At 59.3% G+C, this 15,646-nt stretch carries 15 protein-coding genes; 10 read left to right on the plus strand and 5 right to left on the minus strand.

Annotated features, from left to right (window positions below; translation table 11 throughout):
- Positions 1-7: 7 nt before the first annotated feature.
- Together KW848_RS21090 and KW848_RS21095 are read right to left on the minus strand one after the other, a co-directional pair.
- A complete protein-coding gene (locus tag KW848_RS21090) occupies positions 8-1,189 on the minus strand; it encodes an amino acid ABC transporter permease (protein ID WP_008147571.1) in 1,182 nt (393 codons plus the stop codon).
- A 65-nt stretch (positions 1,190-1,254) separates the two neighbouring features.
- Positions 1,255-2,286, minus strand: a complete 1,032-nt coding sequence (locus KW848_RS21095; RefSeq protein WP_111451341.1) for an amino acid ABC transporter substrate-binding protein — start codon at positions 2,284-2,286, stop codon at positions 1,255-1,257.
- A 466-nt stretch (positions 2,287-2,752) separates the two neighbouring features.
- Here KW848_RS21095 and KW848_RS21100 point away from each other — a divergent pair, with 466 nt between their 5' ends.
- The 5 genes from KW848_RS21100 (at position 2,753) to KW848_RS21120 (ending at position 8,080) form a co-directional block, all read left to right on the plus strand.
- Positions 2,753-3,409, plus strand: a complete 657-nt coding sequence (locus KW848_RS21100; protein ID WP_218537963.1) for an alpha/beta hydrolase — start codon at positions 2,753-2,755, stop codon at positions 3,407-3,409.
- Positions 3,410-3,507: 98 nt separating this feature from the next.
- Positions 3,508-4,995 (plus strand): ATP-dependent RNA helicase RhlB, encoded by a 1,488-nt coding sequence (gene rhlB, locus KW848_RS21105; protein ID WP_111451339.1) that lies wholly within the window; start codon positions 3,508-3,510, stop codon positions 4,993-4,995.
- A gap of 139 nt (positions 4,996-5,134) precedes the next feature.
- Positions 5,135-6,082 (plus strand): ornithine cyclodeaminase family protein, encoded by a 948-nt coding sequence (locus KW848_RS21110; protein WP_218538020.1) that lies wholly within the window; start codon positions 5,135-5,137, stop codon positions 6,080-6,082.
- A gap of 121 nt (positions 6,083-6,203) precedes the next feature.
- A complete protein-coding gene (locus tag KW848_RS21115; RefSeq protein ID WP_218537964.1) occupies positions 6,204-7,331 on the plus strand; it encodes an FAD-binding oxidoreductase in 1,128 nt (375 codons plus the stop codon).
- A gap of 92 nt (positions 7,332-7,423) precedes the next feature.
- Positions 7,424-8,080, plus strand: coding sequence for a transcriptional regulator (locus tag KW848_RS21120; protein WP_192406251.1), 657 nt, complete (start codon positions 7,424-7,426; stop codon positions 8,078-8,080).
- A 138-nt stretch (positions 8,081-8,218) separates the two neighbouring features.
- Here the strand turns inward: KW848_RS21120 and hmpA are convergent, their stop codons facing one another.
- Positions 8,219-9,400, minus strand: coding sequence for an NO-inducible flavohemoprotein (gene hmpA, locus KW848_RS21125; RefSeq protein ID WP_111451334.1), 1,182 nt, complete (start codon positions 9,398-9,400; stop codon positions 8,219-8,221).
- Positions 9,401-9,556: 156 nt separating this feature from the next.
- On the opposite strand from hmpA, the gene norR reads away from it, so the two are divergent.
- The 5 genes from norR (at position 9,557) to KW848_RS21150 (ending at position 14,022) form a co-directional block, all read left to right on the plus strand.
- The gene (gene norR, locus KW848_RS21130) at positions 9,557-11,110 is read left to right on the plus strand and encodes a nitric oxide reductase transcriptional regulator NorR (RefSeq protein WP_218537965.1); all 1,554 of its coding nucleotides are present in this window, start codon (positions 9,557-9,559) and stop codon (positions 11,108-11,110) included.
- Positions 11,111-11,294: 184 nt separating this feature from the next.
- A complete protein-coding gene (locus tag KW848_RS21135) occupies positions 11,295-12,197 on the plus strand; it encodes a chemotaxis protein CheV (protein ID WP_008147551.1) in 903 nt (300 codons plus the stop codon).
- Between the two features lie 27 nt (positions 12,198-12,224).
- Positions 12,225-12,683 carry an N-acetyltransferase gene (locus KW848_RS21140; RefSeq protein WP_218538021.1) on the plus strand — a complete coding sequence of 153 codons (459 nt, stop codon included), beginning with the start codon at positions 12,225-12,227 and terminating at the stop codon, positions 12,681-12,683.
- Between the two features lie 179 nt (positions 12,684-12,862).
- Positions 12,863-13,189 carry a hypothetical protein gene (locus tag KW848_RS21145; RefSeq protein ID WP_111451331.1) on the plus strand — a complete coding sequence of 109 codons (327 nt, stop codon included), beginning with the start codon at positions 12,863-12,865 and terminating at the stop codon, positions 13,187-13,189.
- Positions 13,190-13,272: 83 nt separating this feature from the next.
- Complete coding sequence (locus KW848_RS21150) at positions 13,273-14,022, plus strand: YkgJ family cysteine cluster protein (RefSeq protein ID WP_218537966.1); 750 nt, start codon at positions 13,273-13,275, stop codon at positions 14,020-14,022.
- Positions 14,023-14,081: 59 nt separating this feature from the next.
- Here KW848_RS21150 and KW848_RS21155 read toward each other — a convergent pair whose 3' ends face one another.
- Together KW848_RS21155 and KW848_RS21160 are read right to left on the minus strand one after the other, a co-directional pair.
- Entirely contained in the window at positions 14,082-15,221 is a 1,140-nt protein-coding gene (locus KW848_RS21155) for a transporter substrate-binding domain-containing protein (protein WP_218537967.1), read from the minus strand.
- 142 nt (positions 15,222-15,363) lie between these two features.
- On the minus strand, positions 15,364-15,621 hold the full coding sequence (locus KW848_RS21160; RefSeq protein WP_008147542.1) for a hypothetical protein: 258 nt from the start codon (positions 15,619-15,621) through the stop codon (positions 15,364-15,366).
- Positions 15,622-15,646: the final 25 nt, after the last annotated feature.

The raw sequence follows: 15,646 nt of genomic DNA on the forward strand, positions 1-15,646 counted from the left end.
CTTTTCCTTACCGCTCGATCAGCGCAATGCGCTTGTTGTACCAGTTCATCAGCAGGGAAATGCTGATACTGATCGCCAGGTACACGCTCATGGTGATAGCAATCACCTCGATCGCCTGCCCGGTCTGGTTCAGCACCGTACCGGCAAACAACGAAACCATTTCCGGATAACCGATACCGGCCGCCAGCGAGGAGTTCTTCGCCAGGTTCAGGTATTGGCTGGTCAGCGGTGGAATGATCACGCGCAGGGCTTGCGGGATGATCACCTTGCGCAGGGTCGGACCGTTGCGCAACCCCAGCGAGTGCGCCGCTTCCGTCTGGCCGTGGCTGACCGACTTGATGCCCGAACGCACGATCTCGGCGATAAACGCCGCGGTGTACACCGTCAGGGCCAGGGTCAGCGCCAGCAGTTCCGGGATCAGCACCCAGCCACCGACGAAGTTGAAGCCTTGCAGCTTCGGCATTTCCCAGTGCAGTGGCGCGCCGAAGATCAATGCGCACAGTGCAGGGATCACCAGGAACAGCGCCAGGCCCACCCAGAATTTGTGGAACGGTACGCCGGTCTCTTCGAAGCGTTTGGTCGCCCAGCGGCTCATCAGCACGATGGCGACAATGGCCACGACGATGCTGACCACAAACGGCCAGAAACCATCCGCCGTCAACGCGGCCGGCATGTTCAGGCCACGGCTGCTGACAAAGAAGGTGTCGCCGAAGTTATGGCTGTTGCGTGGCCCCGGCATGGTCAGGAACACCGCGAAGTACCAGAACAGGATTTGCAGCAGCGGTGGAATGTTACGGAAAACCTCAACATACACCGTCGCCAGCTTGGCAATGATCCAGTTCTTCGACAGCCGTGACACACCAACGATGAACCCGAGGATCGTCGCCAGGATCACGCCGATGAAGGTCACCAGCAGCGTGTTGAGCAGGCCGATGACAAACACCCGGGCATAGCTGTCCGATTCGGTGTAGTCGATCAGGTGTTGAGCGATGCCGAAACCGGCACTGCGCTCCAGAAAGCTGAAGCCGGAGGTAATGCCCCGGTGTTGAAGGTTGGTCTGCGTGTTGTCGAACAGATACCAGCCCATCGAGACCACCGCCACAATGGTGATGATCTGAAACAGCCACGCACGCACTTTTGGATCGCTGAGGCTGAGCCTCTGCTTTGGTGCGCCGATTGAATTTTGCATGAAGTGCCCCGCAAATAATGGAACAGAACATCACCCGGTGGTTGGCCCACCGGGTGATAGAACCATCAGCGCACTGGTGGTGCGTATTGAATGCCGCCATTGGTCCACAGGGCGTTCAAGCCACGGTCGATTTCCAACGGAGTGCTCTTGCCGAGGTTTTTCTCGAAGACTTCACCGTAGTTGCCAACCTGACCGACGATCTTGACGACCCAGTCCTTCGGCAGCTTCAGGTCTTTGCCGTATTCGCCATCAGCACCCAGCAAACGGGCAACGTCCGGGTTTTTGGTGGACTTGGCTTGTTCAGCCACGTTTTTGGAAGTCACGCCCGCCTCTTCGGCGTTGAGCATGGCGTAGCCAACCCAACGAACGATGGCCAGCCACTCGTCGTCGCCGTTACGCACGACTGGACCCAGAGGTTCTTTGGAAATGGTTTCCGGCAGAACCACGTAGTCTTTCGGCGAAGCCAGCTTGCTGCGCTGTGCGTACAGCTGGGATTTATCGGAGGTCAACACGTCGCAACGACCGGATTCCAGCGACTTGGCGCTTTCATCGGAGGTGTCGAAAGTAATCGGGGTGTACTTCAGATTGTTGGCACGGAAGTAATCGGACACGTTCAGCTCGGTGGTGGTACCGGCTTGAATGCAGATGGTTGCACCGTCCAGTTCCTTGGCACTTTTCACGCCCAGCTTGCTGTTGGCCAGGAAGCCCACGCCGTCGTAGTAAGTGATGAAGCCAGGAAACTTCAGGCCCATGCCCGCGTCACGGGAACTGGTCATGGTGGAGTTGCGCGACAGCATGTCGATTTCGCCGGATTGCAGAGCGGTGAAACGCTCCTTGGCATTCAACTGGCTGAATTTGACTTTGTTTGCATCGCCGAACACTGCAGCAGCCACGGCGCGGCAGTAGTCAGCATCGATACCAACGATCTTGCCAGTCGAATCCGGTACCGAGAAGCCCGGCAGACCGTCACTTACACCGCACTGTACGAAACCTTTCTTCTGCACTGCATCCAGGGTTGCACCCGCCTGAGCGAACCCACTGACACCGAGTACTGCGGCTGCAGTCACGATAGCCAGGGTGGATTTCAACATCTTCATTCAAACCTCCAGTTTTGCTCTTGTTGTGTCGGAGCTGAGTCCAGTCGCACCCTTATGAGGCGTTGTTGACCCGTGTTGGCTTTTTTTGGGGTCAACCGACGTAAGACCTGCGCTATGAGTCTAGTAGGAGAAAATCCACATCATGGACAACTCACTTCTCACCAATCGGCCGAACGGGCTGTAGCCCTTTCACGTTCGCGAAGCCCGTAACGGCCACTGGCGAACATCCATCACCGGATTCTTTGCTATCCCACCGCCAGCAGTACACTGATAGTGTTACCGCAAGGCGCGAGATGGGTTGCACCGTTTCCCCATAGCAAAGCCCGTACCAGACCGCTCGCTGAAGCGATTGCGCGACAGGTCAATAGCAAAACTTGTAGCCTTGCGACATCTTCTTAACTGATCAACCAGGCGCGCACTCAGATCTCGCACCCAATGAGAGCGCCTGCACAATATTGGAGCAACCATGACCGAGCCCTTGATTCTTCAACCCGTCAAGCCCGCAGACGCCTGCGTTATCTGGCTGCACGGCCTGGGCGCTGACCGCTACGACTTCCTGCCGGTGGCCGAAGCGCTGCAGGAAACCCTGCTGACCACCCGCTTCGTTCTCCCTCAGGCACCGACCTGCGCCGTGACCATCAACGGTGGTTACGAGATGCCGAGCTGGTACGACATATTGGCCATGAGCCCCGCGCGCGCGATCAACCGAGACCAGCTGGAAGAGTCGGCACAAAGGATCATTAATCTGATCGAAGTGGAGCGAGCCATCGGAATAGACGCCTCGCGGATATTTCTAGCCGGTTTTTCCCAAGGCGGCGCGGTGGCATTACACGCCGCATTTCTGAAATGGCAGGGGCCATTGGGTGGCGTACTTGCCCTCTCGACCTACGCACCGACCTTCAGCGATGAACTGGTGCTTTCCGCCAGCCAGCAGCGTATTCCCGTGCTGTCTTTACACGGCCAGTACGATGACGTCGTTCAAAACTCCATGGGCCGCACCGCCTACGAGTATTTAAAGCAGCATGGTGTCACCGTGACATGGCAGGAATACCCAATGGGCCACGAAGTGTTACCCGAGGAGATACGCGACATTGGTGTCTGGCTCGCCGAGCGCCTGCGTTAACTGTTTATGTGAAAAGCAGCCCATTGATCCATCCCACTACGCCGCGCCTGATTCTTGCATTACACTGGCCGGCGTATATTCCTTAACCAATTGATGAGATGACCGTGCTCAAAGCACTCAAGAAAATGTTCGGTAAAAGCGAGACTGAGCAGCTCGCGCCAGTCTCCAGCGCTCCGTCTCACCATCCCAGCCACCGCACCGACGGTAATCAGTCTGGCCGGACCGCAACCGTAGCGGTACCGAAGCACGAGCCGATCACCACGCCGGCCGTCCAACCCGTTGAGGCTCAGGCCTCTGAAGAACCGGGCAGCGAAGCTGCGAAACCTGCCCGACCGCGTCGCGAACCGAAGCCAAAAGCACCGGTTATTCCCTGGAAACTCGAAGACTTCGCCGTCGAACCCCAGGAAGGCAAAACCCGTTTCCACGATTTCAAACTCGCCCCCGAACTGATGCACGCCATCCAGGACCTGGGCTTCCCGTATTGCACGCCGATCCAGGCACAAGTCCTCGGCTTCACCCTGGCCGGCAAAGATGCCATCGGTCGCGCCCAGACCGGCACCGGCAAAACCGCAGCGTTCCTGATTTCGATCATCACCCAGTTGCTGGAAACCCCGCCGCCGAAAGAGCGTTACATGGGTGAGCCGCGGGCGCTGATCATTGCACCGACCCGTGAACTGGTGGTGCAGATCGCCAAGGACGCAGCCGACCTGACCAAATACACCGGCCTCAACGTCATGACGTTCGTTGGCGGCATGGACTTCGACAAGCAGCTCAAGCACCTCGAGGCCCGTCACTGCGACATCCTCGTGGCCACACCGGGCCGCTTGCTGGACTTCAACCAGCGCGGCGACGTGCACCTGGACATGGTCGAAGTCATGGTCCTGGACGAAGCCGACCGGATGCTCGACATGGGTTTCATCCCACAAGTGCGTCAGATCATTCGCCAGACTCCGCCGAAGAACGAGCGTCAGACGCTGTTGTTCTCCGCGACCTTCACCGAAGACGTGATGAACCTGGCCAAGCAATGGACCACCGAGCCGTCGATCGTCGAGATCGAGTCGCAGAACGTGGCCAGCGAAAACGTCGAGCAGCACATCTACGCCGTCGCCGGTGCCGACAAATACAAACTGCTCTACAACCTGGTCAACGACAACGGTTGGGAGCGGGTGATGGTGTTCGCCAACCGCAAGGATGAAGTGCGGCGCATCGAAGAACGCCTGGTGCGTGACGGCGTCAACGCCGCGCAACTGTCCGGCGACGTGCCGCAGCACAAGCGCATCAAGACTCTGGAAGGTTTCCGCGAAGGCAAGATCCGCGTCCTGGTCGCCACCGATGTGGCCGGTCGCGGCATTCACATCGACGGTATCAGCCACGTGATCAACTTCACCCTGCCGGAAGTCCCGGACGACTACGTGCATCGCATCGGTCGTACCGGTCGTGCCGGCGCCGATGGTGTGTCCATCAGTTTTGCCGGTGAAGACGACTCCTACCAGCTACCGTCCATCGAGGCGCTGCTGGGTCGCAAGATCAGCTGCGAAACACCACCGACGCATCTGCTGCGGGCGGTTGAGCGCAAGCGCCCGTAACGCGGGTCGCACAAAAAGAGGCGCAGCCGGAAACGGACTGCGCTTTTTTTTCGTCCGGTTTTTTCAACAGGAGCTTGCTCGAGATAACTAAAAGTCCATAATGGACAAATTAGTTTACTTCCAGCGCCCGGAGCCGACCATGTCCAGTACGCCTTACGTGATCACCCAACCTCAGGCCCGCGAGCTACTGGCGCAGGTCGACGTGCCGCAGATCCTGCGCAAACTGTTCCGCGATCTGGCCGCCGGGCAAGCTGTGCAACCGGCGCAGCAACTGGTGGAGTTTCCGCAGGGCGCTGGCGACTTCATCAACTACCTGGGTGTGCTGGCCGAAGACGGCGTCTACGGGGTCAAGACCTCGCCATACATCGTGCGTGAACAAGGCCCGCTGGTGACCGCCTGGACGCTGCTGATGTCGATGCAGACCGGCCAGCCGCTGTTGCTCTGCGATGCCGGTGAACTGACCACGGCACGCACCGCCGCAACCACCGCCGTGGCGGTCGACGCCCTCGCCCCGCTGAAGGCGCGACGCCTGGCGATCATCGGCAGCGGCAAGGTCGCCCAGGCGCACTTGCACTACGTCAAAGGCCTGCGCGACTGGCAGAGCATCAGCCTCTACTCGCCGAGCCTGAGCGACAAGAATCCCGAGGTGTTGGCGCAGCTCAAAAGCCTCGATCCACGCCTGACCATCGTCGACAGTCGTGAAGCAGCGGTTCAAGACGCCGATGTCATCATGCTCTGCACCTCGTCCGCAGGCCCGGTGATCGACCCGTCAAGCTTGAGCAAACCGGCGCTGATCACCTCCATCAGCACCAACGCACCACGTGCCCACGAAGTGCCGCCGCAGAGCCTCAATGACATGCAAGTGTTCTGCGACTATCGTCTGACCACCCCGGGCTCGGCCGGCGAGATGCTGATTGCCGGTGAACAACATGGCTGGGACAAAAACGCGATCATCGGCGACTTGCCCGATCTGCTCAGCGAAAAAGTCCAGCGCCCTGGCTACGACCGTCATGTGTTCTTCCGCTCCATTGGCCTGGGCCTGGAAGACATTGCACTGGCCAACGCCATCTATCGCCTACAGCACTAACCCCGATCCTGTAGGAGCAAGGCTTGCCCGCGATGCAGACGCCGCGGTCATTCAGGTACACCGCGGTGATGCAATCGCGGGCAAGCCTTGCTCCTACAATATTTCCCCACAGGAGACGTTCATGAGCCAGGCAGATTTCATCATCATCGGCGGCGGGATTGCCGGTGCTTCCACCGGTTTCTGGTTGTCGCAGCACGCCCGAGTGATTGTGCTCGAACGCGAATCCCATCCGGCTTACCACTCCACCGGACGGTCAGCTGCACTGTTCACCGCCGCCTATGGCACACCGCAGGTTCGGGCGCTGACCCAGGCCAGCCGTGATTTCTTCGACGCCCCTCCAGCCGGTTTCTGCGAACACCCGCTGCTGACCCCGCGTGGCGAGATGACCGTGGACTTCACCGGTGACCCGGCCGAACTGAACAATCAATACCTGAGCGCCAAAGCCACGGTGCCGGAGATGCAACTGCTCAGCGCCGAAGAGGCCTGCGTGCGCCTGCCGATCCTGCGTCGGGAGAAAGTCCATGGTGCCATTTACGACCCGACCGCCAGCGACATCGACACCGATGCCTTGCACCAGGGCTACCTGCGCGGTATCCGACGCAACAAAGGTGAAGTTCATACCGACAGCGAAGTCATGAGCCTGAGCCGCGACGCCGAAGGTGTGTGGCACGTGCAAACCAACGGTCAGACCTTCAGCGCCCCGATCATCATCAACGCGGCAGGCGCCTGGGCCGACAAAATCGGTGAGCTGGCCGGTGCCAAACCACTGGGTCTGCAACCCAAGCGCCGTGCGGCGTTCATCTTCGCCGGCCCCGAGGGCGTGGACATCCACCATTGGCCAATGCTGGTCAGCCTCGATGAATCCTTCTACATGAAGCCTGACGCCGGAATGTTCCTCGGCTCGCCCGCCAACGCCGACCCGGTGGAACCGCACGACGTGCAGCCCGAAGAGTTGGACATTGCGATGGGCATTTACCAGATCGAAGAAGCCACCACCCTGACCATCCGCCGTCCGACCCGCACCTGGGCCGGCTTGCGCAGTTTCGTGAGCGACGGTGATTTGCTGTCCGGTTTCGATCCGCAGGTGCCGGGGTTATTCTGGGTAGCGGCACAAGGTGGATATGGCATCCAGACATCGCCGGCCATGGGCCAGGCCAGCGCTGCACTGGTACGCGGTGAAGCCTTGCCCGAGCAACTGACTCGCTTCGGGCTGAACACCCAGATGCTCTCCCCCGCTCGACTGGGCTGACGTTCGGACGCAGGTGACGTGCTGACACGATTGCGGCAAACTTCCAGCGCCCTTTTTTGACGGGGCGCTGATGCTGTCTGGAGCTCCACTTTATGAACGCCAAAGAACAAGAACCCGCCGGTGATGACTCTGCATTGAAGAGCTCGCCGCTGGACAACTTCCGCGCGATCGCCGATGCCATCGCCACATTGTTCTTTCCCCACGCCGAGGTGGTGCTGCACGACCTGCGCACCCAGAAGGTCGATTACATCGCCAACAACCTGTCCAAACGGGAAATCGGTGATGACTCGTCGCTGGAGGACATGCTCAGCGAAGAGATCAGCGAACGAAACATCGGGCCGTACGAAAAACTCAATTGGGACGGCCAGAAGATTCGCAGCCTGAGCACCGTGCTGCGCGACAGCGAAGGTCGTCCGCTGGCGGTGCTGTGCATCAATCTGAATATTTCGCTGTTCGAAAATGCCAAAGCCGCGCTGGATCTGTTCCTGTCACCGAGCAAGTTGATTCCGCAACCGGACTCGCTGTTTCGCGATGACTGGCAGGAGCGGATCAACACGTTCCTGCACGCCTGGCTGCGCGAGCGTCAGCTGAGCCTGAACGTGCTGACCCGTGACCATAAGCGCGAACTGGTGTTGGCACTGCACGCCGAAGGCGCCTTCAAAGGTAAAAGCGCCTCCAACTATGTGGCGAACGTGCTGAACATGGGGCGGGCAACGGTGTACAAACATTTGAAAGAACTGAAGGGCTGAAAGACCGACATCCCTCCGTACGGCTTGCCGGCGATGGCGCTTTCACGATCGATATCCATCTGTAGGAGCATGGCTTGCCCGCGATGGCGTCCTTGAGATCGCCATCGCCGGCAAGCCGTGCTCCTACGGGATAATCGGTTACTCCAGCACTGAAGCCGGCCCGAAGAACTCGTAACGGCTTTGCTTCTCTGGCACACCCAGCGCTTTCAGGTGGCGCTTGACCGCCGCCATGAAGCCTTTAGGACCCAAGAAGTACGCGTCCAGATCGCGCTGCTGCGGCAACCACTCACCCAATTGCTCCTGGCTCAACAACCCAACCTTGTCCGCCGCCGGGCTCACGCCGTCATCTTCGTCGTAGCAATAAAAGCGTTTGAGTTGCGGGTGACGCTCGGCCAAGCCATCAATCCAGTCACGGAACGCGTGAACGCTACCGTTGCGTGCGCAGTGGATAAAGTGCACCGGCCGCTCGGTCGCCAGCGCCGCTTCAAGCATCGCCAATGTCGGAGTGATGCCGACGCCGCCGCTGATCAGCACCAGCGGTTTGTCGCTGTCGGTTAGAGTGAATTCGCCCGCTGGCGGGAACAGCTGGATGCTGGAGCCTACCTGCAAATGATCGTGCAGGTGGTTGGAGGCGCGGCCACCGGTTTCACGTTTGACGCTGATCCGGTACTGACCCTTGTTGGTCAAGGCCGACAGCGAGTAGTTACGACGAATCTCTTCGCCATCGAGGATCAGTTTCATGCCGATGTACTGGCCTGGCTCTGCCGCCAGAATCGGGCCTTTGTCGGCTGGTTCAAAGTAGAACGAGGTGATTTCCTCGCTTTCGTCGACCTTGGCCACCACGATGAATTCCCGCGCCCCGCGCCAGCCGCCCGGTGCTTGTTCTTTCTGGTCGTAGATGCTGGTTTCGGCGCCGATCAGGATGTCGGCCAATTGACCATAAGCAGCCCCCCAGGCAGCCATCACTTCAGGTGTGGCGATCTCTTCACCCAGCACTTCAGAGATAGCTCGCAGCAGGCAGGAACCGACAATCGGGTAATGTTCCGGAAGGATTTGCAGCGCCACATGCTTATTGATGATCTTGGCCACCAGGTCGCCCAACTGATCGAGCTGGTCGATGTGCCGCGCATACATCAAGACACCGTTGGCCAGGGCACGCGGCTGATCACCGCTGGCCTGGTGGGCCTGATTGAACAGCGGGCGTACTTCCGGGTATTCGGACAGCATCATGCGGTAGAAATGAGTGATCAATGCTTCGCCGCCGCTTTCCAGCAAGGGCACGGTGGATTTGACGATTGCACGGTCTTGAACGCTAAGCATAAGGCGACTCCTGATCTACTTGGATTGCTAACTGATTGCCTTATACCTATCAGTTTCCATGCCATAAATTAAAACCTTATAAATCAATTAGTTAAATTCTTTATAGTCATTTCGACACACACTGACTTATAGTCATACCGACTACATGGAGTCACTATGACTGCAAAAGCCTTGCTCACCACCCTGCTGCCACTGGTCGCCGACCTGTCCCGCGAACTCCCCGAAGGCGAGCGTTATCGGCGCTTGCTCGAAGCCATGCGCGCCTTGCTCCCGTGCGATGCAGCCGCCCTGCTGCGACTTGATGGCGAATGGTTGGTGCCACTGGCCGTCGACGGGTTGAGCACCGACACCCTCGGTCGACGCTTCAAAATCAGCGAACACCCGCGTTTCGAAGCGCTGCTCAGCAGCCACGGCCCGACCCGTTTTGCCGCCGACAGCGACCTGCCCGACCCTTATGACGGCTTGGTCGATGGCCTCGGTGAGCATCTGGAAGTCCACGACTGCATGGGTTGCCCGCTGTTTATTGATGAGCGCCCGTGGGGTTTGCTGACCCTCGACGCACTCGATCCGGAGCGCTTCGAACCGATCGAACTGGACGCCCTGGAAGCCTTCGCCAGCCTCGCCGCCGCCACCGTCAACGCCGCCGAGCGCATCGAACGCCTGGCCAATCGTGTCGAAGACGAACATCAACGGGCCGAGGTTTACCGACAAGCCAGCGGCCAGCAGAACCGCGAGATGATTGGCCAGAGCAAGGCGCACAAACGGCTGGTAGAAGAAATCAATCTGGTGGGCGGCAGCGATCTGACCGTGCTGATCACCGGCGAAACCGGGGTCGGCAAGGAACTGGTCGCCCAAGCCATCCACGCCGCATCGCCCCGGGCCGATAAGCCGATCATCAGCCTCAACTGCGCCGCGCTGCCGGACACGCTGGTGGAAAGCGAATTGTTCGGCCACGTCCGCGGCGCCTTCACCGGCGCGATGAACGATCGGCGCGGCAAGTTTGAACTGGCCAATGGCGGCACGCTGTTTCTCGATGAAGTCGGTGAGCTGTCCCTGACCGTCCAGGCCAAATTGCTGCGCGTCCTGCAAAGCGGTCAGCTGCAGCGATTGGGCTCGGATAAAGAGCATCTGGTCGACGTACGACTGATCGCCGCGACCAACCGCGACTTGGCCGAGGAAGTGCGCAGCGGCCGCTACCGTGCCGACTTCTATCACCGCCTGAGCGTTTATCCGTTGCTGGTACCGGCACTGCGTGATCGCGGGCGGGATGTGCTGCTGCTCAGCGGCTACTTCCTGGAGCAAAACCGCTCTCGCATGGGCCTCAACAGCCTGCGTCTGACCAGCGATGCGCAGGCGGCATTGCTGGCGTATACATGGCCGGGCAATGTGCGGGAGCTGGAGCACTTGATTGGCCGCAGTGCCTTGAAGGCGCTGGGTAACTGCAAGGAGCGGCCGAAGATTCTGAGTTTGAGCGCGGCGGATCTGGATTTGCCCAATGGCAGCGTTGAGCTTGCAACCGAGCCAGTCCCTGCCAGCCCTGCGGCTTTGGTCTCGGGAGACTTGCGGGCGGCGACCGAGGATTATCAGCGTCGACTGATTAACGCCTGTCTGGAACGGCACCATAACAATTGGGCGAGTGCAGCGCGTGAGCTAGGCTTGGATCGGGCGAATCTTGGAAGAATGGCGAAGCGGTTGGGGATAAAGGATTAAATGTGGCGGTTTCTGAATCCACCCCTCACCCCAGCCCTCTGGGGAGAGGGGTGGGGTGAGGGGTGGATCCGACCACCAACCCATAACTACCCTAAAGCCCACCCCGTTCAGGTCGATAACCCGGCATCGATAGCTGCTGGCGATCCTCGCGATTGCCCATCACCTTTTTCCACAGAAGGTTTTTATGTCTTCAAACAAAGCCCGCGCAGACTCACTTTCGCTTCTGCTGTTTACCTTGCGCAGTGGCAAGCTGATGGCGATCAACCTGCTGAAAGTCAGTGAAATCATTCCCTGCCCGCCGCTGACCAAGCTGCCGGAGTCGCACCCCCACGTCAAAGGCATCGCCACCCTGCGCGGTGCCTCGTTGTCGGTGATCGACCTCAGCCGTGCCATCGGTGAACGGCCGCTGGAAGACCCGAACGGTGGCTGCCTGATCGTCACCGATGTCAGCCGCTCCAAGCAGGGTTTGCACGTTCAGGCCGTGAGCAAGATCGTCCACTGCCTGACCACCGACATCCGTCCGCCGCCGTTTGGCTCTGGCGGCGTGCGCTCATACATCACTGGCGTGACCTCGGTCGACGGTACGTTGGTACAGGTGCTGGACATCGAAAAAGTGATCCATGGCATCGCCCCGGCGCAGATTGAAACGGCCCCGACCGAACTGAGCATGGAAGACGCCGAAGTACTCGGCAACGCTCGGATCCTGGTGGTCGATGACAGCCAGGTGGCGTTGCAGCAATCGGTCCACACCCTGCGCAACCTCGGCCTGCAATGCCACACCGCCCGCAGTGCCAAGGAAGCCATCGACTGCCTGCTGGACCTGCAAGGTACGGCCCAGCAGATCAACCTGATCGTCTCGGACATCGAAATGTCGGAGATGGACGGCTACGCCTTTACCCGAACCCTGCGCGAAACCCCGGACTTCTCGCACCTCTATGTGCTGCTGCACACCTCTTTGGACAGCGCGATGAACAGCGAAAAGGCCCGTCTTGCCGGCGCGAACGCAGTGCTGACCAAGTTCTCCTCGCCAGAGCTGACCAAGTGCCTGATCGAAGCGGCCAAGGCTGTCGCTGAACAAGGTCATTGAGGCTTGAGCAAAGACTTCTGCTTTCTGATGCGGCGCAACCTTGCTGAAGGTGTGCCTGCGATCGCTTGGCCTCAGGGAATCGTCCTCAGCGAATACCGCCCCGATCTGGCTGAAGCCGTTCATCGTTTGATGGAATCGGGCTATCAGGAAGGTGGCGGTCGCGTGCCGGCCCTGGACGTTTGGCAACAGCGTTTTGAAACCGATCCTGAATATGATCCGAGCCTGTGCTTCATCGCTCTGGATGCCGAAGGTATTGTGGGTGTTTGCCAGTGCTGGACCAGCGCCTATATCAAGAACCTGGTGGTGCATCCACGGGCTCAGGGCCGGGGTTTGGGTCGTGCATTGTTACTGCATGCTTTCAAAGTGTTTCAGCAACGGCGCGAAGGTTTTGTGGATTTGAAGGTATTGGAAGACAACCTTAGAGCGCAGCGTTTGTATGAAAACGCCGGAATGCGTGTAATCCGCCGGGAACCGGTTCCGGCCTGACACACCGCCTTCGCGAGCAGGCTCGCTCCCACAATGGATCTTTGTCGTACACAAAATCTGTGTCCTATGCAGAGCCAATGTGGGAGCGAGCCTGCTCGCGAAGGGGCCGACACATTCAACCTGAACCCATCAGGCATACTCCAACCTTGGCCAAAACACCCCCAAGGATGCCCGACCCCATGAAAGCAGCAAGCCTGACCCTCCTCTGCCTCACCGCTCTTGCCTCCCAGGTTCACGCTTCCAGCCCGGACGCCTGGGCCGCCTACGACAAAGCCGTGCTCGCCAGTTGCACCAAGGCCAGCGGCTTGAAAAATGCCAAACCTGTGGGCAACGCCGCGCAGTTCGATGACCGGGTTGGCTACACCGCACTGCTGTTGCAAGGCCAATACCCGCAAAAACACATGAAAGGCCAGCAAGGCACCGAACTGTGTCTCTACAACAAAAAAAGCAAAACCGCTTACGTCACCGAATGGGACTCCATCCGCCCAACCGCCAAGGCGCAGTGACTGGCGCATAACTTGCTTCGATAGCGGCCTTTGCGGCGGCATTCTGTCGCCGTTTCATGTCCTTTAATGCGACTGGCCGTTCAATGAATACGACGTTTTCCTGCGTAGGCTGTGGCAAATGCTGCAACGACCACCACGTACCCCTGACCCTGCCCGAAGCCCGGATGTGGGCGGCCGATGGCGGTCAGGTGATCGTGCTGGTGGAAGGTTTCCTGGGCAATGGCCTGGGCCTGCCAGTGCGGCAACGCGAACACGCCGAACGCCGCTCAGTGAAGGTTCGAAGCGGCGCAACCGAGGCGTACATAGCCATCACCTTTGCCGCCTACAACGTTGGTCCTTGCCGGAATCTTGACGAAGATAACCTCTGCCGCATTTATGAACGCCGGCCGCTGGTGTGCCGCATCTACCCGATGGAAATCAATCCGCATATTCCCCTGAACCCTGCGGTGAAAGAATGTCCGCCCGAGTCGTGGGAAAAGGGACCGGATCTGATTGTGGGGGGTGAATTGGTCGATCAGGAACTGGCCGGATTGATCCAGCGCTCCCGTCAGGCGGATCGCGATGACATTCAGACCAAGGAGGCGATTTGCGCGCTGTTGGGGATTCGGACTACAGCGTTGAAAGGTGATGGGTTTACCGCTTATCTGCCGGATATGACGGCGTTTGCGAGGGTCATCGATCAGGTTGCGGTGCAGCCAGTGCCCGGGTCAGGCGCTGACTGGTTGTTTCATGTGTCGGGTGAGGACATTGCCGGGCAAGTGCAGGCGGCGGGTGCGCAAGTGGCGACGGATACGCCCGTGAACTATGCGTTTATTTCGTTGCGGGCGGCCTGAGGCGCCAGCCTTCAGAATCACGGCGCACTCCGTTGCGCAGTGATTCGTCGCCAAGAGGGTTAGCTGGCCGTCACTGCCAGACATTCCACTTCTACCCGCGCGTTCTCGACCAACTTGCCGGCGAACGTCGTACGTGCGGGCAAACGATCCGCCGCAAAGAAACTACGATACACAGCATTCATGGCGGAAAAATCCCTTATGTCGGCAAGGATGACCGTGCATTTGGCCACTTGAGCCAGGGACGAACCGCTACGTTGCAGCGCGGTACGCAAGTTCTCCATGACCTGGGTCGTCTGCGGACCGATGCCGCCCTTCACCAGTTCACCATCAGCCCCCAGGCCGAGTACTCCGGAAAGGTAAATGGTCTCGCCGACCTGCACCGCATCGGAGAATGCCAGACCTTCCTCATTCGGAAAGTAGCGTGGTGAGTCTGGTGCTGCGGGTGGCAAATAACGCTGGGTAATCGCTTGGTACTGGCCATTTTGCTTAAGACGCTCAAGCGCCGCATTCAGGTTATCGCGCAGCGGGGTGTCGGTTTTTCGCACGGCCATGGCCACGCCACTGCCCAGCATGGGGTCCTTGAGCGCTGGACCGACAAAATCGAAACCTTGCCCCTGAGGCTGACTTAAAAGCGCCTGGTTGATTTCAATCGAGTCTTGCAGGGTCGCGTCGAGCTCACCCGCCAGCAGGCTGGCGACCAATTGGTCGTTGAAATTGAAACTGCGCACCGTCACCCCGGCGGCCGCCCAGCGAGCCTTGGCGAAAGCCTCGCGACTTGTGCCTGCAAGGACGCCGACACGCTTGCCCTTGAGTGATTGCGCATCCGGCTGCAGATTCGAGCCCACGCGAGCCACCAGACGGTTACTCAAGGGATACAGGTCTTCGGTGAAGTCAACCCGCTCGCGACGCGCAGGGGTGGCGGTCATCGGCATGATCACGTCGAAACGGTTGGCTTCAAGGGCATGAATGTTGGTCGCGTAATCCTGATCAACCCAGACACAGCGGGATTTGAGTTCGGCACACAGCGCGTTGCCCAACTCGACGTTCAATCCCACCAGCTCACCCTTGTCGTTACGACTCTCGAACGGTGGAACCAGCGCTTCGACACCGAAACGGATCTGTGGATCGGGCGCAGACGACATGCAGCCAGTGGTCAGGGCCACCAGCGACAGTAGAGAGAGGGTTTTAACCAGAGACATTTTGGCGGCCTTCATCGAAAATTCACGGGCATGAATCTTCGACGAGTGGCCACCGACTTACCCAGAGGGCAAATCGCTCATCTTTGTAGGAACTATCTCAATGACAGAAAGAACAATTACCGCTCAACAAAACGCCTGACAGTCAGCGTTTACCCATGGAGCGACGAGTACCAGGAGGCGCTGCGCCCGGGGTCTTGGTATGGCCGTTCTTGGCGCCATTCTTGTACCAGGGCTGGCTGGCGTTCTTTGCGGCAGCCAGGTCGCCCGGTTTGAACGGGAACTTGAACGCCGGGATCTCGGCTTTGGTTTCGCTGTCTGCGCTGGAGTCGACGCTGTCTGGCAGGTCTGCCTGGTCGTCGCTCAAAGCGTCGGCAACCGGCGGTTGTGTCGGGGAAGTCATGAAAGCTCCGGGTGATGCATAGAGT

The sequence above is a fragment of the Pseudomonas sp. PDM25 genome, from assembly GCF_019219045.1.
In the GTDB taxonomy this organism is placed as follows: domain Bacteria; phylum Pseudomonadota; class Gammaproteobacteria; order Pseudomonadales; family Pseudomonadaceae; genus Aquipseudomonas.